This is a genomic window from Sedimentibacter sp. (assembly GCF_032080165.1).
Taxonomy (GTDB): domain Bacteria; phylum Bacillota; class Clostridia; order Tissierellales; family Sedimentibacteraceae; genus Sedimentibacter.
Map to the genome: position 1 here is coordinate 278,070 of NZ_DAMASY010000003.1, position 26,591 is coordinate 304,660.

29 protein-coding genes and 1 tRNA gene are annotated in these 26,591 nt (G+C 35.1%); 9 read left to right on the top strand and 21 right to left on the bottom strand.

Annotated features, from left to right (window positions below):
• Window positions 1-6: 6 nt before the first annotated feature.
• From RT412_RS06050 to RT412_RS06060, 3 genes are read right to left on the bottom strand one after another with little or no spacing between them, the layout of a single operon-like run.
• Window positions 7-741 (bottom strand): ABC transporter permease, encoded by a 735-nt coding sequence (locus RT412_RS06050; protein ID WP_313346194.1) that lies wholly within the window; start codon window positions 739-741, stop codon window positions 7-9.
• Window positions 734-1,834, bottom strand: coding sequence for a betaine/proline/choline family ABC transporter ATP-binding protein (locus RT412_RS06055; protein WP_313346191.1), 1,101 nt, complete (start codon window positions 1,832-1,834; stop codon window positions 734-736). Before RT412_RS06055 ends, RT412_RS06050 begins: the two co-directional genes overlap by 8 nt.
• A gap of 15 nt (window positions 1,835-1,849) precedes the next feature.
• Window positions 1,850-2,479, bottom strand: coding sequence for an ABC transporter permease (locus RT412_RS06060; protein WP_313346188.1), 630 nt, complete (start codon window positions 2,477-2,479; stop codon window positions 1,850-1,852).
• Between the two features lie 163 nt (window positions 2,480-2,642).
• On the opposite strand from RT412_RS06060, the gene RT412_RS06065 reads away from it, so the two are divergent.
• Together RT412_RS06065 and RT412_RS06070 are read left to right on the top strand one after the other, a co-directional pair.
• A complete protein-coding gene (locus RT412_RS06065; protein ID WP_313346186.1) occupies window positions 2,643-4,028 on the top strand; it encodes a TldD/PmbA family protein in 1,386 nt (461 codons plus the stop codon).
• A 5-nt stretch (window positions 4,029-4,033) separates the two neighbouring features.
• Window positions 4,034-5,386 carry a TldD/PmbA family protein gene (locus RT412_RS06070; RefSeq protein ID WP_313346184.1) on the top strand — a complete coding sequence of 451 codons (1,353 nt, stop codon included), beginning with the start codon at window positions 4,034-4,036 and terminating at the stop codon, window positions 5,384-5,386.
• A 57-nt stretch (window positions 5,387-5,443) separates the two neighbouring features.
• Here RT412_RS06070 and RT412_RS06075 read toward each other — a convergent pair whose 3' ends face one another.
• Entirely contained in the window at window positions 5,444-5,641 is a 198-nt protein-coding gene (locus RT412_RS06075) for a DUF378 domain-containing protein (RefSeq protein ID WP_313346181.1), read from the bottom strand.
• A gap of 168 nt (window positions 5,642-5,809) precedes the next feature.
• On the opposite strand from RT412_RS06075, the gene RT412_RS06080 reads away from it, so the two are divergent.
• Complete coding sequence (locus tag RT412_RS06080; RefSeq protein WP_313346178.1) at window positions 5,810-6,103, top strand: hypothetical protein; 294 nt, start codon at window positions 5,810-5,812, stop codon at window positions 6,101-6,103.
• 144 nt (window positions 6,104-6,247) lie between these two features.
• Here the strand turns inward: RT412_RS06080 and RT412_RS06085 are convergent, their stop codons facing one another.
• The 9 genes from RT412_RS06085 to RT412_RS06125 all read right to left on the bottom strand — a co-directional run bounded on the left by RT412_RS06085 (window position 6,248) and on the right by RT412_RS06125 (window position 13,892).
• On the bottom strand, window positions 6,248-6,541 hold the full coding sequence (locus tag RT412_RS06085; protein ID WP_313346175.1) for a hypothetical protein: 294 nt from the start codon (window positions 6,539-6,541) through the stop codon (window positions 6,248-6,250).
• Between the two features lie 647 nt (window positions 6,542-7,188).
• Window positions 7,189-7,860 carry an ABC transporter ATP-binding protein gene (locus RT412_RS06090; protein WP_313346173.1) on the bottom strand — a complete coding sequence of 224 codons (672 nt, stop codon included), beginning with the start codon at window positions 7,858-7,860 and terminating at the stop codon, window positions 7,189-7,191.
• Entirely contained in the window at window positions 7,853-8,599 is a 747-nt protein-coding gene (locus RT412_RS06095) for an ABC transporter permease subunit (RefSeq protein WP_313346170.1), read from the bottom strand. Before RT412_RS06095 ends, RT412_RS06090 begins: the two co-directional genes overlap by 8 nt.
• On the bottom strand, window positions 8,574-9,548 hold the full coding sequence (locus RT412_RS06100) for an ABC transporter substrate-binding protein (RefSeq protein WP_313346167.1): 975 nt from the start codon (window positions 9,546-9,548) through the stop codon (window positions 8,574-8,576). The genes RT412_RS06095 and RT412_RS06100 overlap by 26 nt, the downstream gene beginning before the upstream one ends.
• 52 nt (window positions 9,549-9,600) lie before the next feature.
• Complete coding sequence (locus tag RT412_RS06105; protein ID WP_313346164.1) at window positions 9,601-9,804, bottom strand: helix-turn-helix transcriptional regulator; 204 nt, start codon at window positions 9,802-9,804, stop codon at window positions 9,601-9,603.
• 115 nt (window positions 9,805-9,919) lie between these two features.
• Window positions 9,920-11,119, bottom strand: coding sequence for a [FeFe] hydrogenase H-cluster maturation GTPase HydF (gene hydF / locus RT412_RS06110; protein WP_313346161.1), 1,200 nt, complete (start codon window positions 11,117-11,119; stop codon window positions 9,920-9,922).
• A gap of 20 nt (window positions 11,120-11,139) precedes the next feature.
• Complete coding sequence (gene hydG / locus RT412_RS06115; protein ID WP_313346158.1) at window positions 11,140-12,558, bottom strand: [FeFe] hydrogenase H-cluster radical SAM maturase HydG; 1,419 nt, start codon at window positions 12,556-12,558, stop codon at window positions 11,140-11,142.
• Between the two features lie 18 nt (window positions 12,559-12,576).
• The gene (gene hydE, locus RT412_RS06120; RefSeq protein WP_313346156.1) at window positions 12,577-13,623 is read right to left on the bottom strand and encodes a [FeFe] hydrogenase H-cluster radical SAM maturase HydE; all 1,047 of its coding nucleotides are present in this window, start codon (window positions 13,621-13,623) and stop codon (window positions 12,577-12,579) included.
• Window positions 13,623-13,892, bottom strand: coding sequence for a TM1266 family iron-only hydrogenase system putative regulator (locus tag RT412_RS06125; RefSeq protein WP_313346147.1), 270 nt, complete (start codon window positions 13,890-13,892; stop codon window positions 13,623-13,625). Before RT412_RS06125 ends, hydE begins: the two co-directional genes overlap by 1 nt.
• 337 nt (window positions 13,893-14,229) lie before the next feature.
• Between RT412_RS06125 and RT412_RS06130 the strand changes: the two genes are divergently transcribed.
• Complete coding sequence (locus tag RT412_RS06130; protein ID WP_313346144.1) at window positions 14,230-14,565, top strand: GNAT family N-acetyltransferase; 336 nt, start codon at window positions 14,230-14,232, stop codon at window positions 14,563-14,565.
• Window positions 14,566-14,692: 127 nt separating this feature from the next.
• Window positions 14,693-15,784 (top strand): YibE/F family protein, encoded by a 1,092-nt coding sequence (locus tag RT412_RS06135; protein WP_313346141.1) that lies wholly within the window; start codon window positions 14,693-14,695, stop codon window positions 15,782-15,784.
• A 53-nt stretch (window positions 15,785-15,837) separates the two neighbouring features.
• On the opposite strand, the gene RT412_RS06140 is transcribed toward RT412_RS06135, so the two are convergent.
• The 7 genes from RT412_RS06140 to RT412_RS06170 are packed head-to-tail and all read right to left on the bottom strand — an operon-like array spanning window position 15,838 to window position 22,239.
• Complete coding sequence (locus tag RT412_RS06140; protein WP_313346138.1) at window positions 15,838-16,713, bottom strand: TIGR03943 family putative permease subunit; 876 nt, start codon at window positions 16,711-16,713, stop codon at window positions 15,838-15,840.
• 1 nt (window position 16,714) lies between these two features.
• Window positions 16,715-18,301: a permease gene (locus tag RT412_RS06145; RefSeq protein WP_313346135.1), complete on the bottom strand. Its 1,587-nt coding sequence runs from the start codon at window positions 18,299-18,301 to the stop codon at window positions 16,715-16,717.
• Window positions 18,301-19,233, bottom strand: a complete 933-nt coding sequence (locus tag RT412_RS06150) for a GTP-binding protein (protein WP_313346132.1) — start codon at window positions 19,231-19,233, stop codon at window positions 18,301-18,303. Before RT412_RS06150 ends, RT412_RS06145 begins: the two co-directional genes overlap by 1 nt.
• A 39-nt stretch (window positions 19,234-19,272) precedes the next feature.
• Window positions 19,273-19,689: a transcriptional repressor gene (locus RT412_RS06155; protein WP_313346129.1), complete on the bottom strand. Its 417-nt coding sequence runs from the start codon at window positions 19,687-19,689 to the stop codon at window positions 19,273-19,275.
• A gap of 46 nt (window positions 19,690-19,735) precedes the next feature.
• Complete coding sequence (locus RT412_RS06160) at window positions 19,736-20,563, bottom strand: metal ABC transporter permease (RefSeq protein WP_313346126.1); 828 nt, start codon at window positions 20,561-20,563, stop codon at window positions 19,736-19,738.
• Window position 20,564: 1 nt separating this feature from the next.
• The gene (locus RT412_RS06165) at window positions 20,565-21,239 is read right to left on the bottom strand and encodes an ABC transporter ATP-binding protein (RefSeq protein ID WP_313346123.1); all 675 of its coding nucleotides are present in this window, start codon (window positions 21,237-21,239) and stop codon (window positions 20,565-20,567) included.
• 10 nt (window positions 21,240-21,249) lie between these two features.
• Complete coding sequence (locus RT412_RS06170; protein ID WP_313346120.1) at window positions 21,250-22,239, bottom strand: metal ABC transporter substrate-binding protein; 990 nt, start codon at window positions 22,237-22,239, stop codon at window positions 21,250-21,252.
• Window positions 22,240-22,468: 229 nt separating this feature from the next.
• On the opposite strand from RT412_RS06170, the gene RT412_RS06175 reads away from it, so the two are divergent.
• A tRNA-Glu gene (locus RT412_RS06175) sits at window positions 22,469-22,540 on the top strand.
• A gap of 113 nt (window positions 22,541-22,653) precedes the next feature.
• Window positions 22,654-24,300 carry a glutamate--tRNA ligase gene (gene gltX / locus RT412_RS06180; RefSeq protein ID WP_313346117.1) on the top strand — a complete coding sequence of 549 codons (1,647 nt, stop codon included), beginning with the start codon at window positions 22,654-22,656 and terminating at the stop codon, window positions 24,298-24,300.
• 316 nt (window positions 24,301-24,616) lie between these two features.
• Here gltX and RT412_RS06185 read toward each other — a convergent pair whose 3' ends face one another.
• On the bottom strand, window positions 24,617-24,751 hold the full coding sequence (locus tag RT412_RS06185; RefSeq protein WP_313346114.1) for a hypothetical protein: 135 nt from the start codon (window positions 24,749-24,751) through the stop codon (window positions 24,617-24,619).
• 175 nt (window positions 24,752-24,926) lie between these two features.
• On the opposite strand from RT412_RS06185, the gene RT412_RS06190 reads away from it, so the two are divergent.
• Together RT412_RS06190 and RT412_RS06195 are read left to right on the top strand one after the other, a co-directional pair.
• The gene (locus tag RT412_RS06190) at window positions 24,927-25,688 is read left to right on the top strand and encodes an ABC transporter ATP-binding protein (RefSeq protein ID WP_398439026.1); all 762 of its coding nucleotides are present in this window, start codon (window positions 24,927-24,929) and stop codon (window positions 25,686-25,688) included.
• The gene (locus RT412_RS06195) at window positions 25,669-26,493 is read left to right on the top strand and encodes an ABC transporter permease (protein WP_313346109.1); all 825 of its coding nucleotides are present in this window, start codon (window positions 25,669-25,671) and stop codon (window positions 26,491-26,493) included. The genes RT412_RS06190 and RT412_RS06195 overlap by 20 nt, the downstream gene beginning before the upstream one ends.
• Window positions 26,494-26,591: the final 98 nt, after the last annotated feature.

Sequence of the window (26,591 nt, forward strand, 5' to 3'; positions counted from 1 at the left end):
AATGTTCTAAGCTTTTTCAAATAAAGCCATTAAATAATCTGCTAAAATTGCAAGCAGTGCAGATAACAAAGCACCCAGTATTACAATCTGCCATCTGTTTATATTGTTACCTGCAATTATCAAGTCTCCAAGACCTCCTGCTCCTATAAATGCTGCCAGAGTGGCAGTGCCAATATTTACAGTGGCAGCAGTTCTTATTCCTGCCATTATTACCGGAAATGCAATAGGCAGCTCTATTTTGGTTAATATCCTTACCGGACTCATTCCCATTCCTGCGGCAGCCTCCATAACGTATCTGTCAACACCTGTGATACCCACCAATGTATTGTTCAATATGGGAAGAAGTGAATAAATCCACAATGCAAATACGGCAGATTTAAAGCCAATGCCCAGAACACTGACAAATAAGGCCAGTATAGCAAGACTGGGTATGGTTTGCCCCATGTTGACTATACTTATAAATATATTGGCAAGACCTTTGAATTTCGGTCTGGTCAAAAATATGCCCAGTGGAACTGATACCAGTACTGCTGCAGTAGCAGAAACTAATACCAGTACTATATGCTGTTTAAGAAGATTAAAAACCTTGCTGTATGAAACGAAGTCTGCCACAATTTTATCTTGTGGGTAATTTATTACATAGAAGGTATAGGATAGACCGATGAATATAAGAACTAAGGGAATTAACATTGCTTTAATTACAGGTTTTTTATTATTTTTTACATTGCCTGAATCAGTCATTTATACTCACCGCATTTAAAATATCATTGATACCAATCCATCCCTTTAGATTATCTCTTTCATCTGCAACATAAATGTATCGTTGACCTATACGAAGCATTTCTGAAAGTGCATCGTTTAAGGACATTCTTTCATCTACAGTGACCTCCATTTCTTTTTTGTAGTCTCCCGATACTCCTGTTTTACCTTCTATATCCTTTAACTCTGCATAGCCTATAAGCTTATTGTTTTGACCTGTGAGAGCTATGGTTTTAAGACCGTTTTCCAGCATTATTGTTCTGGCTGTATTTAGCGGAGCATCCATTTTTACACTAAACGTATCATGCATTATTTCACTGCATGTAACCAGATTTAAGCGCTTAATAGAGCGATTGCCTCCAATTAAGTTTTCCACAAACTCATCGGCTGGATTACTGAGAATATCGTCCGGGGTGCCCTGTTGAACTATCTTCCCGTTTCTTACCACTACTATTTTATCTCCCATCTTTATAGCTTCATCAATATCGTGAGTAACAAATATAATAGTTTTGCGTATCTTTTCCTGCAAACGCAAAAATTCATTTTGCAGCTTACTTCTGGTAATAGGGTCTAACGCTCCAAAAGGTTCATCCATAAGCATTACAGGAGGGTCTGCTGCTAAAGCTCTGGCAACACCTACTCTTTGTCTCTGACCCCCGCTTAAATCTGAAGGTCTTCTGTTTCTATAAATCTCCGGATTTAGTTCCATTAATTCCAGAAGCTCATCCACCCTATTATCTATTCTTTCTTTATCCCACTTTTTTTCTCTGGGAACGGTGGCAATATTTTCTGCAATAGTCATATGGGGAAATAATCCTATATTTTGGATTACATATCCAATATTGCGTCTTAGATCAACCGGATTATGAGACATAATATTTTCCCCGTTAATATAAATATTGCCGGAGGTTGGTTCTATAAGGCGGTTAACCATCTTCATGGTAGTTGTTTTACCACATCCGGATGGTCCGACAAGCATGCATATTTCTCCCTCGTTAATTTCAAGGTTTAAATTGTTAACAGCCGAATTTTTTGTATTAGGGTACTTTTTAGTTACATTTTCAAATTTAATCAAATTATCCTCTCCTTTCTATGATAATTTTCTTTCTGCCTTTTTTTGCACTAAGGATAATAGTCTGTCTACCAAAATAGCCATTAACGAAATCATAAGAGCACCGATAATAATCATCTTATCGTTGGTTCTCTGTATTCCTTGAAATACATAATCTCCTAAACCGCCGGCTCCCACATAGGATGCAATAGCTCCCATGCCTACACCCATAACTACTGCTGTTCTGATTCCAGCTATTAAAACCGGAAGAGCCAGTGGCAGTTTAATCTTAAAGGTTATTTTAAATCTGGACATACCCATTCCTCTGGCAGCCTCAATAATTGACGGATTAATATTTTTAATTCCTGTATATACATTTCTGACTATGGGTAGCTGGGTATAAAGGACTATCCCTATAATGGCTGGTGTTGCACCGATACGGAATATTGGTATAAGGATTGCAAACAGTGCTAAGCTTGGAATTGTCATGAGAATTTTTGTGATATGCAAGACCACTTCAGCTGCTTTCTCATTGTAAGTAATAAGTATTCCAACTATAATACCTATGGCGATAGAAATAATCATAGCTGTTAATACCATGAAAAAATGTTGTGAAGTCAGTTTCATTATAGTTTCTATACGATCAATAAAAAAAATAAAAATATCCATAATATCCCCCCTTAAATTAATAATCTGACTACCTTAGTATAAAGCGCAAGTAGTTGGTTGTCAAGGATTTTATGGATAAAGTTGGGGATTTAATAAAAATTATTAATACTTTAAGGAAAGTATGGTAAAATATATATAATTATATATATAAAGGAGTGATTGTGTGTTAAATAAAAAGTTGATTGAAGATACATTGAATGCTGCCTTGTCCACGGGAGGAGATTTCGCAGAGGTCTTTGTTGAAGACAGAACAAATACCGGAATTGTAATGATAGGGGGCAAGGTTGACAGCACTATGTCGGGCAGAGATTACGGAGTTGGTGTTCGTATTTTTAAAGGATTTAACAGTGTTTATGCATATACAAATAAATCCGACAGGGATACCCTTATAGAAACAGCAAGGAAGGCAGCTGCAGCAATAGAGGGAAGTACGTTGAACCTGACTGTTAATCTTGAAAAGTCACAGGTTAAAAATATACATAATATAGAAATTGACCCGAATTCCATAGAAAAAACAAGAAAAGTTCAAATTATGAGAAAGGCATATGATACTGCCTTTAACTACAGTGATTTAATTACACAGGTAACCATAAGCTACACTGATTATACACAGGATATAATGGTTGCAAATTCTGAAGGCTTATGGAGAGAGGATAGAAGAGTTCGCTCTCGTCTCGGTATTTCATCGGTTGCATCAAAGGACGGAGAAATGCAATCAGGATTTTTCGGACCGGGAGCAAGCAAGGGCTATGAATTTTTTGAAAATTTGGATATTGATTATTATGCTAAGGAAAGCGCGAGAATTGCAGTAACAATGGTTAATGCAAAGTACAGCCCAAGCGGCAGGATGCCTGTTATAATTGATAACGGATTTGGAGGAGTTATATTTCACGAAGCATGCGGTCACGGTTTAGAAGCTACTTCTGTGGCAAAGGGTCTTTCCGTTTTCACAGGAAAGGTTGGTCAGAAAATCGCATCTCCTCTTGTAACAGCAATTGATGACAGCTCGATTTCAGGAGAATGGGGCTCTTACAACATAGACGATGAGGGCACAAAATCTCAAAGAAATGTTTTAATAGAGAACGGTATATTGAAGGGTTACATGGTTGATAAGCTGAATGCAAGAAGAATGAACATGGATATAACCGGCTCAGGAAGGAGACAATCATACAGATACGCTCCAACATCCCGTATGTCCAATACATTTATAGACAACGGCAAGACGACACCTGAAGAAATAATTTCAAGTACCGAAAAAGGTATTTATGCAAAGTATATGGGCGGCGGTTCTGTAAACCCGAGCACAGGAGAATTTAATTTTGCGGTTATGGAAGGCTATATAGTTGAAAACGGAAAAATAAAAGATCCTGTCAGAGGAGCAACGCTTATCGGCAAGGGAACAGATGTGCTGAATAAAATAGACATGGTAGGAAACAATCTTCTTCAAGGTCAGGGTATGTGCGGCTCGGTAAGCGGCAGCATACCGGCAAATGTAGGTCAGCCAATGATTAGAGTTTCCGAAATAACTGTTGGCGGAAGGGAAGGTTAGAACTAATGGATAAAAAATCATTAATAGAAAAAATATTTAATGAAGGAAAAAAACAAGGTCTTGGAGATATGGAGGTTTATTATTCTTCAGGCAGATCACTTTCGCTTAAGGTTTTCAAAAAGGAACTTGACGGATACAGCTTATCTGAAAGCGAGGGTATATCTTTAAGAGGAGTATATAATGGCAAGATGGGCTATTCTTATTCTGAAAAAGTTGATGAATCATCAATAGAATTATTAGTCAGAAATGTTATAGAAAATGCAACAATAATCGATTCGGATGATGAAGAATATATCTATGAAGGTTCAAAGGAATACAGAGAAATAAAAATATTTAATGAAGCGCTTGAAAAAGTAGAAGAAAGCGATAAGATAAAATTTGTAAAGCAGCTGGAATTTGAGGCGCTCAGTTTAGATAAAAGAGTTGAATCCGTTGATTCTTGTGTATACGGTGACGGCTATGGCGAAGCAATAATTTCTAATACAAAAGGACTGTATCTGCATGACAAAAGCAATATTGCTTATACGTATGTGCAGGTGGTTGCCAAGGAAGGCAATGACATAAAAACCGGCTTGGCTTATAGAACAGGCAATGATTTCAGTAAATTTGACCCTAAGGAAATAGCTAAAGAAGCTGTCGATGAGGCAACTGCACTTCTTGGAGCAAAATCCGTTAAATCGGGGGATTATCCCATAATAATCAGAAACAATGCAGCGGCAGATTTATTGGAGTCATTCAGCAGTATATTTTCCGCAGAAAATGTACAGAAGGATTTATCCTTGTTAAAGGGCAAGCTTGGACAAAAAATAGGAAGCGACAAATTCACCCTTATAGACGACCCGTATCTAAAAGAGGGCTTAAGCTCTAAGTCCTTTGACGGAGAAGGAGTTGCATGTAAATATAAAAAGGTTATTGATAAAGGAGTATTAAAAACATATTTACATAATTTAAAAACAGCTAAAAAGGACGGCATTGAAACTACCGGAAATGCCAGCAAGGGTTCATATAAATCATCTATAGATATTTCACCGTCAAATTTCTATGTTGAGAAGGGTGAAAAAACGTTGGATGAAATGATTTCTGAGATCGGCTCAGGAATTATGATTACTGAATTGCAGGGACTTCATTCGGGTCTTAATTCAATATCGGGAGATTTCTCTCTTGCAGCTTTGGGCTATGAAATAAAAGACGGAAAAATAATAGGTCCGGTTGAACAAATAACCGTGGCGGGAAATTATTTTGAAATGATTAAAAATATAGAAGATGTGGGTTCAGACTTAAAATTTGGTTTACCTGGTGAAGCGTATATCGGCTCACCGTCCTTAAAGATTAAAAAGCTTGCAATAGCAGGGGAATAAGATTCCTGAAGTGCATAAAAAAGACAATCCGGCTTCGGATTGTCTTTTTGTTTCACTTTAATCTACCCTTTCGCGTTGGTCGAACAATAATGTTATGCAGTACAAGCCTGCTAAACCTACAAGCCCATAAACTAAACGGCTGAATATCGCTAATTGTCCGCCGAATATGGCAGCAACGAGGTCAAAACTGAATAATGCTATCAAACCCCAGTTTATAGCTCCTATTATGACTAATATTAATGCAAATTTATCCATAAGTCATATCCTCCTTGAAATTTAATATAAAGATATTGTTTCAAGAATTTTCTATATTATGCATAACTTTAAAAATACTTTGTTTTAGCGTCAATAACGAATTATGTCACCACTTACAATTAAGCTGAATATAATAACTCAAAATGTATTTTTGTTAAGGAGGGTATTATGGATAATTGTAAACCTGAAAATATTGAAGCTGCTGTAGAAGATTTAAATATTCAATGTGATAAAGGTTGTGACAGGATAGGTGGAAGATTTGATAGAAGACCTGTGAGACCACCGGTAAAACCACCATGTGTACATGACAGAGTATTAGGAACCGGAGATAATTCATCTCTTTTATTTTTCTTCCTTCTTTTAGTTCTTATAGTTTGCCAAAGTGACTGTGACATTGAAATGGATACATTGTTGTGGTTCTTCTTGTTGTTGGTAGTACTATTTAACAACAAATTATTTTAGTCAACTGTCATTCTGAGGGCATAGTCCGAAGAATATCATTGCAAAGATCCTTTGCTGACGCTCAGGATGACAAATAAATACGACAATGGAGGGTATCGCCCTCCATTGTTTTTTGCACTTACAGCATAAGCGACCGACACCAAATCAGAAGATTTGGGTCGTCTGTTTATCCAATCCATCATCAATTAATTCAATTTCAAGTCTGTCAAAATCTACTTCATCCACGAAATCATAAGGATAGAAGGTAACATACTTAAATTGAGAGAATTCCAAGTCATGTTTTTTAAGCCATAACGGTACGCTTATATCTAATTTAGCGCATATTTCTTTAAAGGACTTATCTCTTTTCATATCAAGAGATATTTCTTCCTTGTTTTTTATAACTATTGAACTGATTATATGGTTAGTTTTTATTTTTTTAGCCCATAATTTGTACATGCTGATTATTTATAAAATGGTGTTATTATGAAATCTTTTAATATTAAGCCGCCGTAATTAATTTTAACACCTTTTAATTCCTTTTCAAATTCCTTAGGTACAATAATTTCAATGCCATCAACATTGTAAACATTATCTTCATCTGTTTGCTCCGCCGAAGCAATTTCGTATGACTTGCCGGCTCAGCCAACTCTGTAAGCGGTTAACATAATTGGAATATTATGTTCCTTCATTGCTGTCAATTTTTCTTTTGCTTTATCAGTTATATTAAAATCCATTTGTTCCTCCTTTATTTAAATATTGGAACAACTTCAAATCCTTTTTTGAAAACTCCGTTTTTATAGTCAATTTCAGCTCCGTTAATTGCACCTGATAAATCCTCAGAAACAATTAAATCGAACCCTTCAATGCTGTATACTGAATCATTTTCTGATTGTTTCTCCGAAACAATGCCTAATTCGGCACCACATCAGGAATAGCCTGTTATAGCTAATTTAATAGGTTGTTGTCTTGATTTTAATTCTGATAATTTTTCTTTCGCACTGTCAGTTAATTTAAAGTTCATAAAAATTTCTCCTTTCCGCTTTTTGTTTAGTCTTACACCAAACTATTATTTTATGTTTGATTTATATATTATTATAATTTTGTTAAATGTCAAGACGGTGTTTCACCTTGACCATATCATTATATTCCGATATATCGATATAGTCAATAACTTTTGCAGGTTTTTCTTTCAAAATATAAATAAAATCCGACAATGCTACTGCTTCATCCACATCATGAGTAATGAAAAGAACTGTTCTTTTACTTTCATTCCAAAGCTTTTTAAACAGTAAAATCATTTCACGTTTTAATTTCATATCAAGACCTTTAAAAGGTTCATCTAAAATCAACACATTGGATGGATAAGCAAATGCTCTTGCCAAGGACACTCTTTGAGCCATACCGCCGCTTAATTCCTTAGGTTTGAAATTTTCAAACTCCTTTAACTCAACCATATTAATATAATTCTTAATAATATTTACCCTTTTCTCAAAATCATAAACATTTTTTAATACAAAGTCAATATTATCATAGACACTGTACCATTCAAGCAGTCGTGATTCCTGAAATACAAATGAATACACTGCATTCTCGGTTCCTTTGACATATCCGTTGTCAATTTCCAATAAATTTGCCGCTATGTTGGCAATAGTAGTTTTACCTACTCCTGAAGGCCCGAACAAGCAAGTGATTTTATCTTTTTCAAATTTGATATTAAAATTATTTAAAACCTCTAAATCATTAAATTTTTTGGAAACATTTATAAATTCAATCATACAGACCTCGCAAAAATATTTTTAATATTTTTTCAAACAGGATGCTAAGCAGTATTATTATGAAAGTCCAGGCGAACAAATCCGGTATTTCAAGATAAACCTTTGAATCATACAAAAATCTGCCTATAGAATATTTAGGTAAACTCAAAACCTCTGCAGCGGAAGTTACTTTCCATCCTAAACCTAATGCAGAAATCATTCCTGCTTTAATATAAGAAAATGCAGAGTAGAAATAAACCGATTTTATAATTCTGAGCTTATTAATATTATAAACCTTACACATCTGCAAAAGCTTAATATCCGTAGATTTAATACCACTTACGGTATTTGTCCAAATGATGGGAAAACACATGAGAAATGCAACAAATATTGGTACATTGGTGTCCCTAAACCACATTATTGCTATTATAATTATTGACATAACAGGAACTGTTCTTATAATTCCTATCAAAGGGTTAAATAAGTCATAAACAAATTTATTAATTCCGCAAAAATATCCAAGTATAATTCCGGCAAAACAGGAAATCAAAAAACCTGCAATTGTTCTATAAGTGCTGTATAAAATAGTGACGTAAGTATCGCTTGATTTTAACATATCAATCAGAGCATAAAAGGTTGTAATAGGAGAGGGGAGGTAAATCTCCTGATCTATAATCAGGCTAAATATCTCCCACATAAAAATCCAAAATAATGCTATAAATATTTTATTGTATTTATTCTGTAAAGTAGAACCCTTCATCAGGCATTTTACCTCCAACGGAAGCAGGATCGGAATCAAATAAAATTTTGTAAAACTCATTTAATCCGTCTTTAACCTTATCTGCGGGTTCATATACAATTCCGCAATAAGGTATTGCTTTTTCTACAACTGCTGCACTGGGCATAATCTCATTTTTTTCCACTAACAAGGAAGCATCTTTTTGATTTTCTAAAACCCATTTTACCGAGGATTCATATTGTTTTAAAAATTCTTTTACGAAATCCTTGTTATTTTCAGCGAATTCTTTATTTACAATTATAGCACCGGTATATAGTTGGCTTTTATTGTCTGTTGCAATTTTCCATGCTTCATTTAAATCCACCAGAATATTTACATTATTGTTTTTCATTATAGTTTGTGTAACAAAGGGTTGAGGAAGAAGCGCAATTTTTGTATCTTCTGCGATTACCGACTGAGCCATAGTAGCATGATCCATTGCGTAATCTAATTCTACCTTGTCACTTATGTTATTTTGATTCAACAAATAGTTCATTGCAAAATCAGGAGTGGAACCCTTGGCACTCATACCAAGAGTTTTTCCTTCCAATTCATCAATTGATTGTATATCATCAGTTCCTACGATGTAAAAATTGCCGATGGTGTTAACGGCCATTAACTGAATTTTTCCTCCTGTTTTGTTGTACAACACAGAAGCTAAGTTAATGGGAACGGAGGATATTTGTATTTCACCGTTGATGATTTTTCCGGTCAGTGCATCCGGTGCACTTTCAGCCACATAGTTAACATTGTATTTATCTGTGTTTAATGCGTTTTCATCAATCATTTTAATCATACCGATAGATGTAGGTCCCTTCAAGCCCGCAATTGTTATATTGACCGGCTCGGTATTTATCGGTTCCTGGTTGCTGCAGCCTGCAGCTATAATCAATACTGAAATTAATACTAATAACAAACTTGTTTTTTTCATAATTCTATACTCCTTATTTTCAAACAGCCCTTAAGTTCAGTTAATTATTTAGTTATAATTTATTAAATGAATTCAAATCATCCCTTGAAATGCCAAAATAATTTGCAAAGCTTGACAAATAAAAATCAGATGGCTCTTCTTCATTTGCTTCATATAATTTTATTCTTTCTTTAGGAACATTCAGTGCAATACTCAGTTCTTGTTTCGTTAAATCCTTTTCTTTCCTGATTTGTCTTAACTTTTCACCTAATGTCATAGTATCACCTCAATTTTTATTTTGTTTATCAATATATATTATATCAAAACATAAAATTAATACAATAAAATCTGCCATAGAGTAGTGATGAGTAAAAGTATATACTCCAACTATTTTAAATTTTGTCAATATTAAATATTTCAATACAGCGTTTTAATATTCCTTGAATGTATGCCATTAAAATTCCGTAATTTGTTATAGGGATACACTGATTTTGAGTACATTTTATTCTATGTTTCATTTCTCGTTCATTGAGCATGCAGCCACCGCAATGAACAACCAATTTATACTTTGTTAAATCCGTAGGAAATTCTGCTCCGCTTGTAAATTCAAAATTAATATTCTTTTTAGTATGATTTAAAATAAGCTTTGGAAGCTTTACAGTTCCTATGTCTTCGCATTGGCGGTGATGGGTACAGCCTTCTGAAATTAAAACCGTATCACCATCATTTAGAGAATCTAAAGTATATGTGCCTTTTATAGCTTCTTTTAAATTACCTTTATATCTTGAAAATAATATTGAAAAAGATGTAAGCATTATATCTTCCGGCGCATCAGCAGATACTTTAGCAAAAACCTGACTGTCAGTTATTATAAGCTTTGGTTTTTTAACAAGGCTTTCAAGAGTTGATTTAAGCTCGCTATCTTTTACAACTATGGAAATAGCATCAGCTTCTAATATATCTCTGACAGTTTGTTGTTGAGGCAATATGAGTCTGCCCTTTGGAGCTGATTTATCAATAGGAACAACTAATACTACAAAATCAGAGGGGCTTAATAAATCTGCTACTAATCTTTTTATTGGCTCCTGACAATTGATTTGTTTAGCAATTAACTCTTTTAATTCATAAATATTTTTATTAGTTTTAGTACTGACCCAAAATGCTTTTATATCATTGTCTTTTATTTCATCATCTTCAATCAGATCTTCCTTATTCATTACAACAATATAGGGAATGTTTTTATTTTCAAATTTATTTATTAATTCTTCATCTTCTATGGATTTACCTATTGTTCCATCGATAACTAATATTGCAATGTCAGTTTTATTTAATACTTCATTACTTTTTTCAACTCTTAAATTTCCAAGTTCTCCTTCGTCATCAATTCCGGGCGTATCTATTATAATTACCGGTCCTAACGGGAGCAATTCCATAGATTTATAAACCGGATCGGTAGTTGTTCCTTTTATATCTGAAACAATTGCTGAATTTTGTCCTGTTATAGCATTTATAACGCTTGATTTTCCGGCATTTCTTTTGCCGAAAATACCAATATATATTCTTTCAGATGAGGGGGTGCTGTTTAAACTCATACCTTAATCCTTTCATATTATTAGAAGCGGAAATCCCTTTTTCCATTTTCTATATCTTTTAAATTTTTTATTGCAATTTCCCTGACTTTTTCTTTAGGAACATTGAAAATTTCTTGGACTATGAGCTTCTCGCCAATTTCTTTTGTTTTCTCAGAAGCATAATCCTGCAGATATTCCTTTAAAGTCATTAATGCATTAGGGTGACAACAATTTGATATTTGCCCGCTCTTTAACAAACTCATAAAACGGTCTCCTGTTCGGCCTTCTCTATAGCAAGCAGTACAAAATGATGGGATATATCCAATTTCCATTAGCCATTTAACTATTTCATCAAGTGTTCTGTTGTCGCTTACATCAAATTGTTCTGATTTTTCATTTTCAGGTTCTTTCTCTGCATAACCACCAACGCTTGTTTTTGAGCCTCCGCTTATTTGAGAAATACCTAAAGGCAGAACTTTTTCACGACAATTTTGGCTTTCGCGAGTTGATATTATCATGCCGGTATAAGGAACTGCGATACGGATACAAGCAACTAATTTTTCAAATATTTCATCGCTTATACCGTTATCAAATGAATCCGCATCTATGCCATCAGCATGTTTTATTCGAGGAACGCTGATTGTGTGAGGTCCAACGCCATGAACAGTCTCAAGGTGTTCTGCATGCATTAATAATCCTACGAATTCGTATCTGTATAGTTCAAGCCCAAACAATACACCAAGTCCTACATCATCTATGCCACCTTCCATAGCTCTGTCCATAGCTTCTGTGTGGTAGGAATAGTTATGTTTTGGTCCTGTCGGGTGAAGTTTTTCGTAAGATTCTTTATGATATGTTTCTTGGAACAATATATATGTTCCTATGCCTGCTTCATGTAATTTTCTATAATTTTCTACAGTTGTAGCGGCAATATTAACATTTACACGTCTTATAGCACCATTTTTATGTTTAATACTGTAAATTGTATTGATACTTTCAAGAATGTATTCAATCGGATTGTTTATAGGATCTTCTCCTGCTTCAAGTGCCAATCTTTTATGTCCCATGTCCTGAAGAGCTGTAACTTCTTTTTTAATCTCTTTTTGTGTTAGTTTTTTTCTTGCTATGTGCTTATTTTGATGGTGATAAGGGCAATAAACACAGTCATTTATACAATAATTAGAAAGATATAACGGAGCGAACATTACTATACGGTTTCCGTAAAAATCCTTCTTAATTTGGCTTGCAAGTCTGTATATTTCTTGATTTTTTTCTTCAATAGAACAATCCAATAAAACTAAAGCTTCCTTGTGGCTTAAGCCTTTTCTCTGTTTTGCTTTTTCAATTATTTTATCAATTAATTCGATATTATTTTTATTGTCATCTGAATATTTTAATGATTCCAAAATTTCATCATGGCTAATAAATTCTTCGGCTTTCAATGATTTAACATTATACATATTACACCCCTTTTGTAATTATATTGTTTTAGGTTTAATATCTCCTCTTGATACTACTACATCATATCCTATTTTATTCATTCGGTTTTCCATACAGTGTCTGCATTCAGCAGACTCGTCACCGGTACAAATTTTATTATCATATAATAGATATTTATCTCTGACATTAACAGGAGATAAATTTGGCATAACTACATTTGCACCCGACAAAATACCTTTTTCTCTTCCATTAGGATCAATTGTGCCTAAAGCTGTTGTGGATGGAAGTAATACATTTGGTATCATGAGTCTAATAATTCCAATCATAAACAGAGTAAGTTCACCATTATCGCCTTTAAATTCTTTAAAAGGTGTATCATGGTGAGGGATAAATGGTCCTATACCTACCATTTCTGGGTTAAGCTCTTTTATAAACAATAAATCTTCAACCAAATTTTCAGTTGTTTGATATGGAGAGCCTACCATGAAACCTGAACCAACTTGATATCCTATTTCTTTTAAATTTCTCAAGCACTGCTTCCTATTTGAAAGTGAAAGTTCCTTTGGATGAATCTTATTATAATGTTCTTCTGAAGCAGTTTCATGACGCAAAAGATATCTGTCAGCGCCGGCTTTAAAGTACGCTTTATAACTTCTGTATGATTTTTCACCTATTGAAAGTGTTACCGCACAGTCAGGATAATTTTGCTTTATTTCACGTATTATTTCAATAAGATTATTATCAGTAAAAAAAGGATCTTCACCTCCTTGTAGTACATAGGTTCTAAAACCAAGTTCGTAACCTATTTTACAACACTCAAGAATTTGTTCTTTTGTTAATCTGTATCTTATTGCATTTTTATTACTTTTTCTTATTCCACAATAATAACAGTCATTTTTACAATAATTTGTAAATTCTATTAAACCCCTTAAGTAAATATCTTTACTATAATATTTATGCCTTACTGCTCTTGCTTTTTCAAATAAATAATCAGCTGCTTCAGGAGTACGGTTTTCAATCAATTTAACAAATTCTTCTTTAGTTAATATTTGATTTTTTTCAAGTTTATCTATTAAATCTTTCATTAATCACCACCTTCTTTAATTTCCGAAACTTTTGAATATATTGTTTTTGTGTTGACTCCCGGAAGCATTCCTAATTTTCCGGATAATGCGCTTATTACATCTGGAGGAGCATCAATAACAATACTTATTATGTTTATATTTTTTTTAGAATATGGTATACCCATACGACCGATTACATATTTTCTGCTTTTATGCAGCAATTCATTGATTTTTTCTACGGATTCGGTATTTTCTACAACAATACCTATTAATGCAACTCTCGTTTCCATATTTGTCCTCTCATTATAATTTAATATATAAACAAAAAAACTACGCAGTAAAATGGCGCAGTTCACATTGCTTTTCAACAGCCACTTTTACCTTAGAATTAGATTCATAACCTTTAGTATTAGCGCAGTATTTATAGTGGATTTGCTGCAAGAAAGATCTCAACAACTTATCCAAAATTCAGGTTAAAATTATAACTAAATTAATTATTAAACTTATAGTGCTTCTATATATACAATATCAGATTGTTAATTAAATGTCAAACACAATTTATTGTATATACAATAAATTTTTAGAATGATATAATTGCATTATTACAAACAATCAAGGAGTATGAAAATGGTATCAACTAAATGGATGGAAGATAATTGTTTATTAATATATGAAGATGATGTTTTGGCAGGCACAGGTAAGCTCGTATTAATTGATGGAAAATATTTTATTGAAAATGTCAGTATTGAAGAAGAATTCAGAGGAAAATCATATGGAGAGCTGGCTGTCAGAATGCTTGTAAGAAGAGCTGTAAACATGGGAGCGGAAAAAACCTATGCAAACATTGATAAGAGTATAGTTAAATTATTTGAAAAAATCGGCTTTTATAAGCAAGAGGAAACAGATAACGGTGATTACCTGATGTGCATGGAGGGAGATGTTGGGGGATATTGCTGTAAATAATAAAAAGATTTGGGTGGACAGTTAGAGGGATCTCTCGCAATAATTTAACGTAACAAAATAATTAAACATATTTCTTCAGATATATAAATATATATATACAGGTCCTATTATTTTTGAGGAGGAACTGATGAAAAAATATGTTAGCAAATGGATGAAATATCTTTTTATTTTTACAGTTATTTTATTTATTTTACAGTATAACGGCTTTTCAACAACAAAAGAATCAGCCGGTGAAATAAAAATTAAGGGAATACGCGCCAAGGTCACAGAAGTGATAAGTGCGAATAAGGACAGCCAGCTTTTGGAACTTATTATCATTGAAGGAGACTATTTCAATTATAAATTAAAAGCAGAGTTTTATCCCGTGTTTAATTTTTACGGCATCACACTTTCTGAAAATGACGAAGTATTTTTAAATATAACCGTTGATGAGAATAAGGTGTTGAAAAATGTTACTGTTACTAATGTTGTCAGGGACAGGTACATGCTTTATTTATTTGCGGGATACGTTCTTCTGCTTTTTATCATAGGAGGATTCAAGGGATTAAGGGCAGTTATATCCCTGATTCTTTCGTATCTGATAATTATAAAGCTGCTTTTCCCTTTAATCATCAAAGGATATACTCCGGTGTATGCCACAGTGCTTATATGCTCGATTATAACAGTTTTTACCTTAGTTTTGATCGGAGGTTTTAATAAGAAAACATTATCTGCAATATTGGGCACATTTTGCGGTCTGATAATAGCGGCTGTTCTTGCGGTTAAGGTAGGTGATATGGCTCATATTACAGGTGTTATAGATGATGAATTTTATTTATTAAAATACCTTCCTCTAAATTCTTCATTTAGCTATCAGGGACTTCTTTTTTCAGGAATGATAATCAGTTCTTTAGGAGCAGTAATGGATGTAAGCATGTCTATATCGTCTTCAATTAATGAATTGAAGGAACACTCGTACAATATGAGTACTCTTAAATTAATATCTGCAGGTATGAATGTAGGAAGAGATGCAATAGGTACAATGACAAATACACTTATTCTGGCTTATATAGGCGGTTCAATATATATGATGCTAATCATAATTGCTGAAGATGTTTCTTTAATCCATTTTATCAACAGTGAAGCAGTGGCAACAGAAATTTTACGCTCTATGGCAGGGAGCATAGGAATTATTGTTACTGTTCCCGTTACGGCAATCATATCAGGATTACTCATATAGTAGTGCATATATCATAGCTACTGACACCAAGTCTTTAATTTGGTGTCAGTTATTTAATATGGGAAAATATAGCCAAGCACTTCTTCGGCAGGCGATATACCGGTTACGGTAATCTGAGGCTCGTCCTGTCCGTTGTACTGCCCCTTATGAAGTATTCCCGTAACTGTGATCCATTGCCCTGACTCCAATTCAGATAAATTATCATATAAGCATAGGATACCGACAGGAGCCAAATCTGCGGCACAGCATACCATCGCGAGCCTTGCCGGAACAAATTCATTTTCATAAAAATATTCCTGATCCTTAAAAACAAAACCTGTCATAGTAATTTCATATCCTTCGTATCTATCCATATTAGTATATATTTCAGTTATCCATGGATAAAACTCATCGTTGTTTATGGTTATTTTTTTATTTTCTTCGTCCAATCCGCTTTTTACATTCTGCTCATACGGAGACGGTGCGATGTCATATGAGCTGTAATCTTCCTGAGTCGAGGGGTAGGTAGTGCTGCCGCTGTAATCTACGGGGTCATCGGTAAAGTTGTAATATTGTTCTGAATAATATTCTGATTGATCCAAAGAATTTCCGGCCGGCGGATTTTTTGCAAATGCTCCTGCTCCAGTGTATCCGGTTGAAACATCGTTAATTCCCAGTGCACTGTGGGGAAGAAGCAAAAGCAAAACCGGAATTATCAGAACAAAGCAGTGTGCTGACCGTATCAGATGCTGAGGCTTAAACAGCCTTTTGATTCCTGCCAAAGACCAGATTGTTGAAATTATGGCTGAAAAAATAAAGTAAGGCTTCATTCTGGGGGTAACATAATATAGATAATTACCGCTCTTAAGCAGATGAATTATAATCAACACAAAGACAGTATTGCATAATATCTCCAAAAAAACCTGAGAATTAAAAGCTTTAGCCTGCATATTACATTCCTCCCCAATTTGCAAACAAAAATACGGTTAAAAAGCAAATTACAAATGATGTAAACAGAAATCTTCCAATGAAACTTTTTGAAAATCCCGAAGATAGCATCATTACATTTTTAATATCCATCATGGGACCAAAAACTAAAAATCCCATAAGTGCTCCCATAGGAAATTGATTAGCAAAGCTCCGTGCCACCACTGCATCTGAAGATGAGCAAAGAGACAGGACGAATGCCATAATCATCATAATAGTCATTGATATTGCCAGGGCTGTACCACTCTGAGCCGAAACAAAGACACTTATACTTACAGCCTGGAACAGAGAAGAAATAAAGGTTCCTATAATCAGGTATTTTCCAACATCAAAGAATTCCGCCTGCGAATGGCGCAGAAATAAGTTTAGCTTTCCCTTAAGAGTAGCAACAGATTCAGCATCCTCATAGCAGCCGCAGCTGTACATCAACCCATCCAGCACGCCTCCGTTAAGGATACTTTTTTTAGGAGGTATGAGCTCGAAAGAAAAGCCGATAATTACGGCTGATATTATTCCAAGACATATGCGCCCCAAGACAACTGTCATATTACCACTGAAGGCATAATAGGTAGATAATATAACCACAGGATTAATTATGGGGCTGACAGTCATGAATGTTACTGCAGCTGAAATAGGAACTCCTTTTCTCACAAGGCTTCGGAAAATAGGAATGGAAGCACAGTCACACACCGGAAGGAAAAAGCCTCCGATTATCGCTGTAAGTATTCCGAGACCCGGAGATTTTGGGAATCTCCGCCCTATGGTTGCCTTAGGGACAAAAATTTGTATAAAGGATGACAGCAGGACACCAATCATCAAAAATGGCAGTGCCTGAAGAATTATGCCTAAAAATATATTTATAACGGTATTCACAGGAATACCCATCATTTCTAAAAATGGTCTTATGACAAGATGGGCAAATAATATTGCTAATATTGCCAGAAAAAACATTGTTACAGGATGTTCGTCGCGCTTAAGCAGATGCTTGTATATATTTTTATGGGATTTAAACCTGCATACGTGGACATCTGGATTTATATTTCTGATAATATTCCGTATTCTTTTAAAAAACACAGATGAGCCGGCGTTTCGTACAACGGCTATATTGCTGTTCGATATTTGCTCCGGCAAGGCTTCTCCGGTTTTTCCTAAAAGCTTTTCTATCTGCTCTCCGTCTGAAACGTTAATGACCTTGTGTATTGTACATAAATTTCTTAGAGAAGGACTCAGAAGAAGGTTCTGCAGCTTCGAAAAAGGAACTGTTCCGTTCCATTCAATCCATATTTCATCAAATGGGTTTTGGACTATGGTCTCAAGGAGTTTATCCTCAATTATGTCCGGATGCTGTTCCAGTTCCTTTTTCATAAAGGAAAGATAGGTAAAGTTTTCATTTGTGCTGCAAAATTCCGCATCTCCGGTTTCAAATTGTACAATTAATATATATGAATCACTCCAATCCGCGCGGTTCAACAGATTGTTCATGAAAGTTGTCTTTCCCGCATCTAAAAAACCTGTTACGGCATAAACGGGTAACTTAGTTTCAAAGCTCATTACAGACCACCGTTAAACACAGATATAATATCCTGACGGTTCAGTCCGCTTCCTATGATGCACAGCATATCTCCGGAAGTGCTGCATGCTGTTATGCTCGTGACGCCGGGTACATACTGCAAATTTAAATTTCCGTCTGTGCTGCGCAGAATACCCTTCATGCGCAATATTTTTTCACCATACCGCATGTCTATTTCTCCAATAAATTTTGTCAGCTCTTCATGGGTAAAAGTGCGTTTTGTTCGTATGGTTATTGTATCAAATATTTCATCGGCAGAATGTTTATGTTCATGTTTACGTTTAGATACTCTGCATCCGCCAAGAGATTTATAATTCAGACGTTTGCGGGATGAAGGTATAAGCTCGTCAAATTGTATATCACTCCAGGCTTTTGACAATATGGGAGCCTTTGTATTCAAATTATTTATCAATTCTGATGCCCCTTCAATTTTGTCAGGATACTCATTTGTTCTGCTTAGAAGAACAATGTCTGCATTCTCTATTTGATCCTGAAAAAACTCTCCGAAATTATCCAGATATTTCTTGCAGCGATTTACATCCACAACCGTAATTTTCGCTTTTACTTTTGCTAATTCCCGGATTCTGCGATCCAGACAGTACTTGTATATATCAGACAGTTTTCCAACTCCTGAAGGTTCAATAATGATTTTATCAGGATGAAATTTTTCTAACAGGTCTCTGACAGAATTTACAAAGTCACCGGAGATACTGCAGCAGATACACCCTGAGTTCATTTCCCTTATCTCTATGTTGGTGTCCTTCATCAGTGCAGCATCTACGCTTATATCTCCAAAATCATTTTCAATAAGAGCAACATTGCTATTTTGAAAAGCTTCGTTAATCAGCTTCCTTATTAAGGTGGTTTTACCAGCTCCTAAGAAACCTGAAATTATATATATTTCTGCAGTCATAGTTGGTCCCCTTCGTAATTTGATTTATCGGCGGTACTATTATTTTTTATGATAACAGTCCCTGCATATACCGTAAACTTCAACATTATGACCAATAACATGAAATTCATTATCCTCAATCTTAGGAACAAATTTTTCCATAGGACAATTGTTCATTGGAATAATTTTATGGCAATCCATACATACGGCATAATGCTTGTGTATAAAACGGTTCAATTCGTAAACGGCCATTTCGCTGTTCATGACCGAAATTTTTTTTACTATGTCTTTTTTAACAAACAGTTCCAGTATCCGGTAAACTGTAGAAAGCCATATGTTGTCTCCGTTTTTCTCGATTTCTGAGCATATATTCATTGCACTCAATGGTTTTTCTGCATGCTCTAAAACTGACAGTACGGCTTCCCGGGTCTTGGTCTTTTTTATTCCTTCAAGCAGCTTTTCTCGTTTATTGTTCAATTATATCACTCCCTCTGTGTACTCTGTAATTTCATTTATCATATAATCACAGTTTGTCTTTTGTCAATATAATACTCGCTGTGATACCCTTAATGATTAAAATAAACACAAGGCATATAACACCTATGAGCACGATGGTACCTCCGGGTTTCAGACGTTGATAATACGAGATATATAACCCTGCAGCCATGAAAAAAACGGCAAAACAGACAGAATAAATAACGGTCTGTTTATAGCTTTTTCCGAATTGCATAGCACATGCTACAGGAATTACCATCAGGGATGATACTATCAGAGCGCCAACGGTACGGGCGGCAACGGACACTGTTACGGCAGTAAGTATGGTAAAAACAAAATTCACAGTTTTTACAGGAATGCCTGCCAGTCGTGCGGATCGTTCATCCAGAGCGATATAAAAAAGTTCTTTATAAAGAAAGAAAAAGGTTAACATGACTGCGCAGCTTATGAGTATAACAAGAAGCATTTCAAAATTGCTTATGGCAACGATACTGCCGAACAGGAAGCTGCTGAAATTAGCCGAGTTTTTCACGAATCCTGATAAAACACCCGCAAGCCCCACACCGGCCGACATTATAATTGCTATGGACATTTCGGCATACTTCGGAATTTTCTTGCGTATGACTTCTATTCCCAATGCGGCAATTATACAGGCAATTATAGAGCCCAGTATGGGGTTTATGCTCATTACAAGACCTGCTGTCACACCGGCCAGAGATGTATGAGAGAGCGCGTCTCCAATCATGGATAGACGTTTCAATACTACTATTATCCCTACACATGGAATGATGAACGCAAGAAGTATTCCAACAATAAATGCTCGTCTCATAAAGTCATATTTTAGAATTGCTTCCATGCTAATCATCCCTTTCTTCAAGAGAGCCTTCTTCTAAGCTCAAAATACGCGATACATAGCCGGATGCCCTTCCTATATCGTGAGTGACCATCACTATAGTTATTCCCGTTTTACGGTTCAGGGAAGACAGCAATTTATAAAGAGAGTCTACTGCTCTTGAATCCACTCCTGTTGTAGGTTCATCCAGAATCATTATTTCAGGATTGCTCACCAGCACATGTGCCAGCATGACACGCTGACGCTGTCCGCCGGAAAGCTCACTTATCATGCGTTTAGAATATGCCTCCATTCCTACGAGTTTAAGTGCTTGCCGTACTTTATCACGGTGTTTTTTTTTAGGAAAGCGAAGCAGCCCGATTTGAGAAAAAAGATTTGCCATTACAATTTCTTCTGCGGTAGCAGGAAAACTGTCGGCAGATTGCAGCCCTGACTGGGGTAAATAACCAATTTTTGGCCAGTCTTTGAATTTTGATACATCTTGATTTAAAATTCTGATGCTTCCATCTGTTGGTGTAAGCTCGCCAAGTATTATGCGCATCAAGGTGCTTTTTCCGGTTCCGTTGGAACCGATAACAGCTACAAAGTCTCCCTTATAAACCGAGAAGCCGATTTTCGTAAAAATTGACTCGTTTCCGTAGCTAAAGCTCAAATTTTCGGCTTCTATTGCCTTAGGCATTCTGTCCTCCTTATTCTAATGCAGCCTTTAATGATTTTAGGTTCTGACGCATAACGGCAAAATAATCATCTCCGTTTTTTCTTTGTTCGTCGCTCAGTGCTTCTATAGGATTAAGAACATCTGTCTTTGCACCGATATTATTTGCTATAACTTCAGCCACCTTAGGATTTACCAGTTCTTCAAAAAATATTACCTTTACATTGTGTTCCTTGGCAAATTCTATTATTTCGGCAATTCTTGCAGGATCGGGCTCAGAATCAGGTACCAGACCCTCTACAGGAACCTGATTTAATCCGTATGCAGAACATAAATAACCGAATGCCTGATGAGTTACTATAATATCCTTGTTGAGAAGAGGGGTTAGGGTATCTCTGAACTCTTCGTCCAGAGCATCAAACTCAGCTGCATATTTTGTATAGTTTGCTTCATAATAATCCTTATTTTCAGGATCAGCTTTTATAAAAGCATTTTTGATATTTTCCATTTCTATCTTTGCATTCATCGGATTAAGCCATACATGAGGATCAAATTTACCATGCGAATGTCCCTCATCGTCGTGTTCTTCATCATCATGGTCACCATCATGCTCATCTTCGTGATGATGACCTTCCAGAAGTGATAGCCCTTCAGAAGCTTCCACAATTATCAGGCTGTCGTTATGTATAGATTCAAGGACATCCTCAACCCAATGTTCCATGCCGGCCCCGTTATATATAAATACCGAAGCCTCTTCAAGTCCCACTATATCTGCTGCGGTAGGTTCCCAGTGGTGAGGTTCCGCACCGTCCGGAACCATGTTTACTGCGTTGATTTTATCTCCTCCGATTTTAGCGGCGAAATCGTACATAGGATAAAAACTGGCATACACTGAAAGTTTTTTGTCTTGGGTCTGATTATCACCTGCAGCTGAAGCAGATGGCTTCTGAGTTGTTGTTCCACACCCTGCAAGCAGAGACAGAATTAAAATTATTGATAACATTATGCTGTAAAATTTTTTCATTTTCAATACCTCCCAATATTTTTTCAGACTAATTTCTAATATCTAAACATATTACCGTTAATGCAAATGATTCGCATTTGCATTAATTATAATTTGAATTAGGTATTATGTCAATAATTTATTAAGAAAAATTACAGAATTAGATGTTTGGATTTTTTGAATCTCCCTGTTTTACATCAAAAAATATATAGACAAATTAAAACCGAAGTTATATAATTATTATTGATATGACTCATTGGTCAAGTGGTCAAGACGCCACCCTCTCACGGTGGAATCAGGGGTTCGACTCCCCTATGGGTTATTAAAATTTTGAGGGACGGTTATACCGTCTTTTTATTTCACTTACAGCATAAGCGACTGACACCAAATTAAAAATTTGGGTCATCTGCTTAATTTATACAAACGGAGGTTAAAATGGATTATAAAAAACTTGCTGAAATATTATTCTCAAATATAAAAGAAACTGTTACGTATTATGAAAATGAGGTTTTTCCCATAAGAAATCTGGCTGAAGGGGCAAAGGTTACAAGATTGGCGCCAAGCCCTACAGGATTTATTCATTTAGGTAATTTGTACGGAGCTTTCGTTGATGAAAGATTAGCACATCAAAGCGAAGGTGTATTTATGCTTCGTATAGAAGACACTGATGAAAAAAGAAAGGTTGAAGGTGCGGTTGAAACAATTATATCATCCCTGAAATATTTCGGGTTGAACTTTGATGAAGGTGCATTGTTAGACGGAGAAAAAGGAAACTACGGACCCTATTATCAAAGTAACCGCGGAACGATTTATCAATGTGTTGCCAAATATTTAGTAGAGCAGGGCAGAGCGTACCCATGCTTTTGTACGGAAGAAGAAATAGAAGAAATAAGAAAACAACAGGTTGAAGAAAATGTAAATACAGGCTATTACGGAAAATGGGCTAAAGACAGGAACTTAAGCTTCGAAGAAATTCAAAAGCATTTAGACAATGGTGACGAATTTGTAATCCGATTCAAATCAAACGGAACAGAAGAAGGTGCATTTGAAATTGAAGATGCCATAAGAGGCAAACTTTCAATTCACGAAAATTATCAGGATGTAGTACTTTTAAAAACTAACGGCATACCTACATATCATTTTGCCCATGTTGTTGATGATCATTTTATGAGAGTTACTCACGTCATCAGAGGAGAAGAATGGCTTTCAACATTACCTATACATTATGAAATATTTAAAACTATCGGCTGGGAGTATCCTGTATACTGCCATACCGCACATTTGATGAAAATGGATAACGGGGCTAAAAGAAAGCTTTCAAAAAGAAAAGACCCTGAATTAGGACTTGGATATTATATGGATTTAGGATACCATCCTGCCGCAGTGAGAGAGTATTTATTAACTATTTTAAATTCCAATTATGAAGAGTGGAGAATAGAAAATCCCGACAGTCCGACAGATGATTTTAAATTCTCTTTGGATAAAATGAGCAATTCAGGAGCATTGTTTGACTTGGATAAATTAAATAATATCAGCAAGGACGTTTTGTTGAAAATATCTGCAGATGAAATATATGAATTTTTGCTGAACTGGTCAAAGGGGCATAAGCCGGAAATTACGGAAATCTTAGAAAATAATAAGGAAGAAGTAATTAAATTGTTGTCAGTGGGAAGAGATGGGGATAAACCCCGTAAGGACCTGATGTACTGTGAGCAGATATTTGATTTTATAAGCTATTTCTTTGATGAACACTTTAAAATAGTTGACAGCTATCCTGAAAATATAAATGATGAAGAAGCAAAAAAATTACTTGAGCTATACTTACAGACTTATAACCACAGTGATGACCAAAGCCAGTGGTTTGAGAAAATAAGGGTAATATCACAGGAGAACGGCTATGCAGCTAAACCTAAGGATTACAAGAAAAACCCGGATATGTACAAAGGACATGTGGGAGATGTAAGCTCGGTTATCAGATTAGCAATAGTTGGAAGAAGCTCATCACCTGACGTATGGGAGCTCCAACAAATTATGGGTGAAGAAAAGGTAAGAAGAAGAGTAGAAAATATAACAAATAATTAAAACAGACCTAAAAAACATTAGGGCTGTTATTTGTGATTGTTACAAATCCTTAATAATAAACTTGTTGAAAAGAATAGAACTTTGTATGTATAATGACATGTAAAAATTCCCCCTCTATTTATTATATATTTGTTTGATTATTGTTTGAGCTAGGATACCCCTAGTTCTATTTTTTTTCATGACCTTCCGCTATTTTTTCAAGCGACAGCGCAGAAAAAATAGCGGAAGGTCAGATGCAGCGCAATCCCAATTTGCGCGACCAATGGGAGCGAACAAATTTGAGATGGAGCACTGCCATGACCTATAATCCCAATTTTTACTTATCATTTGCATCGACGTCTTTTTTTCTTTCTTCCACTTCAAAGTCGGTTGGTATATAAACATTGCCCGGGTTTTCCATAGTAGAATTTCTCATTTTTAATTTATTAACCAACTTGTCAATAATTATCACAATATCACCACCTTTTTTATAGTTTTTCAGATTATTTCAAAATTATTATTTTTTATTTATTCTTGATATTCTCCACCTTTGGTTCAGAATGATAAAAAGTTTAATATTCCATTAACTAATTTATTGATTTTGAATAACATAATGTAAATAGCTTTTGCATCGTCTGTTGGAGGTAATAATGGAATATATTTGCGAATTAAAAAATGTCTCTAAAAGATTTCATACAATAAATCACGAAACAAAGGCAATTGAGAATTTGTCCATGAAAGTTAAAAAAGGGGAGATTGTATCTGTAGTAGGACCTTCCGGCTCAGGTAAATCAACCGTTTTAAATCTAATAGGTGATCTTGAAAAACCTTCAGAGGGTGAAGTTATAGTTAATACTAACAGTATCGGCTTTATGTTTCAAAAGGATCAGCTTTATGAATGGAGAAATATTTTTAAGAACTGTCTTTTAGGATTAGAAGTTAAAAAAGCAGTTACAGATGAAAACAAAGAAAAAGTTATTGACATGCTGAAGAAATATGAACTTTATAATTTTAGAAATCATTACCCAAGCCAGCTTTCAGGCGGTATGCGGCAACGTGCTGCTTTAGTGCGTACTTTAGCCATAGAGCCGGATTTATTGCTTTTAGATGAGCCGTTTTCTGCATTAGACTATCAAACCCGTCTATCTGTAGGGAATGAAGTCGGTCAGATATTAAGAAGAGAAAAAATATCTACTATATTGGTAACTCACGATATTCCCGAAGCGGTAAGTATTTCTGACAGGGTTATTGTATTTACGGAGAGACCTGCAAGAGTAAAAAAAGAATACATTATCGATTTTAAAGAGTGTCAGGATAACAGAACTCCTATGAATTGCAGAAACACTTTAGAATTCGGAGAATATTTCAGACAGATATGGAGGGATTTGGATGTGGGAGAAAAAGAGTAAAATTAAAAATGATTTTAATATTTCTAAGGAACACTCCGATTATTTAAAATCAATAAAACGAGAAGATTATTTTATAAGAATTACTCAAATATTGGTTTTTGTTTTTTTTATTGCCATATGGGAATGGGCTGCCAGACATAGGCATATAGATGTATTTTTGACAAGCAGCCCTGAGGCCATATACAAATTAATTGTTAAATTTATAGAGGACGGAAGTTTAATAAAGCACTTATCTATATCTACTATGGAAACAATAGCCGGTTTTTTTGTAGGAACAGCATTGGGACTGTTGACAGCAATTTTATTATGGTGGTTCAGAAGACTTGCTCGCATAATGGACCCTTACATTGTTATATTAAACAGTTTGCCTAAAACTGCCCTGGCTCCTATTATTATTTTGTGGGCAGGTATGGGATTTTCGGGTATAGTGGCTACTGCTGCATCAATATCTGTTATAGTTACAACCATGACATTATATACCGGATTTATAAATGTGGAAAAAGATAAAATAGTGCTTTTAAAAACTATGGGTGCCAATAAGTTTCAGGTGTTAAACAAGGTTGTAATACCTTCAAATATCCCTAATATTTTGAGTGTTATCAGAGTTAACATAGGTCTGTCGTGGATTGGTGTTATAGTTGGTGAATTTTTAGTTTCGAAGGCGGGTATCGGTTATCTGATACTTTACGGAAGCCAGACATTTAAGCTTGATTTAGTTATGATGGGTGTATTTGTTTTGGGAGTCGTTGCAGCAATTATGTATTTTTTTGCATCCTGGTTGGAGAAAATTGTAATAAAGTATTGAAGAATCGTTTTCTTTGTTGTATAATATTTCTAATAATTAATTTGTTGAAAATATTTTACAATATAGAACCGAGGCATAAAAGAACAAAGGAGAAGGAT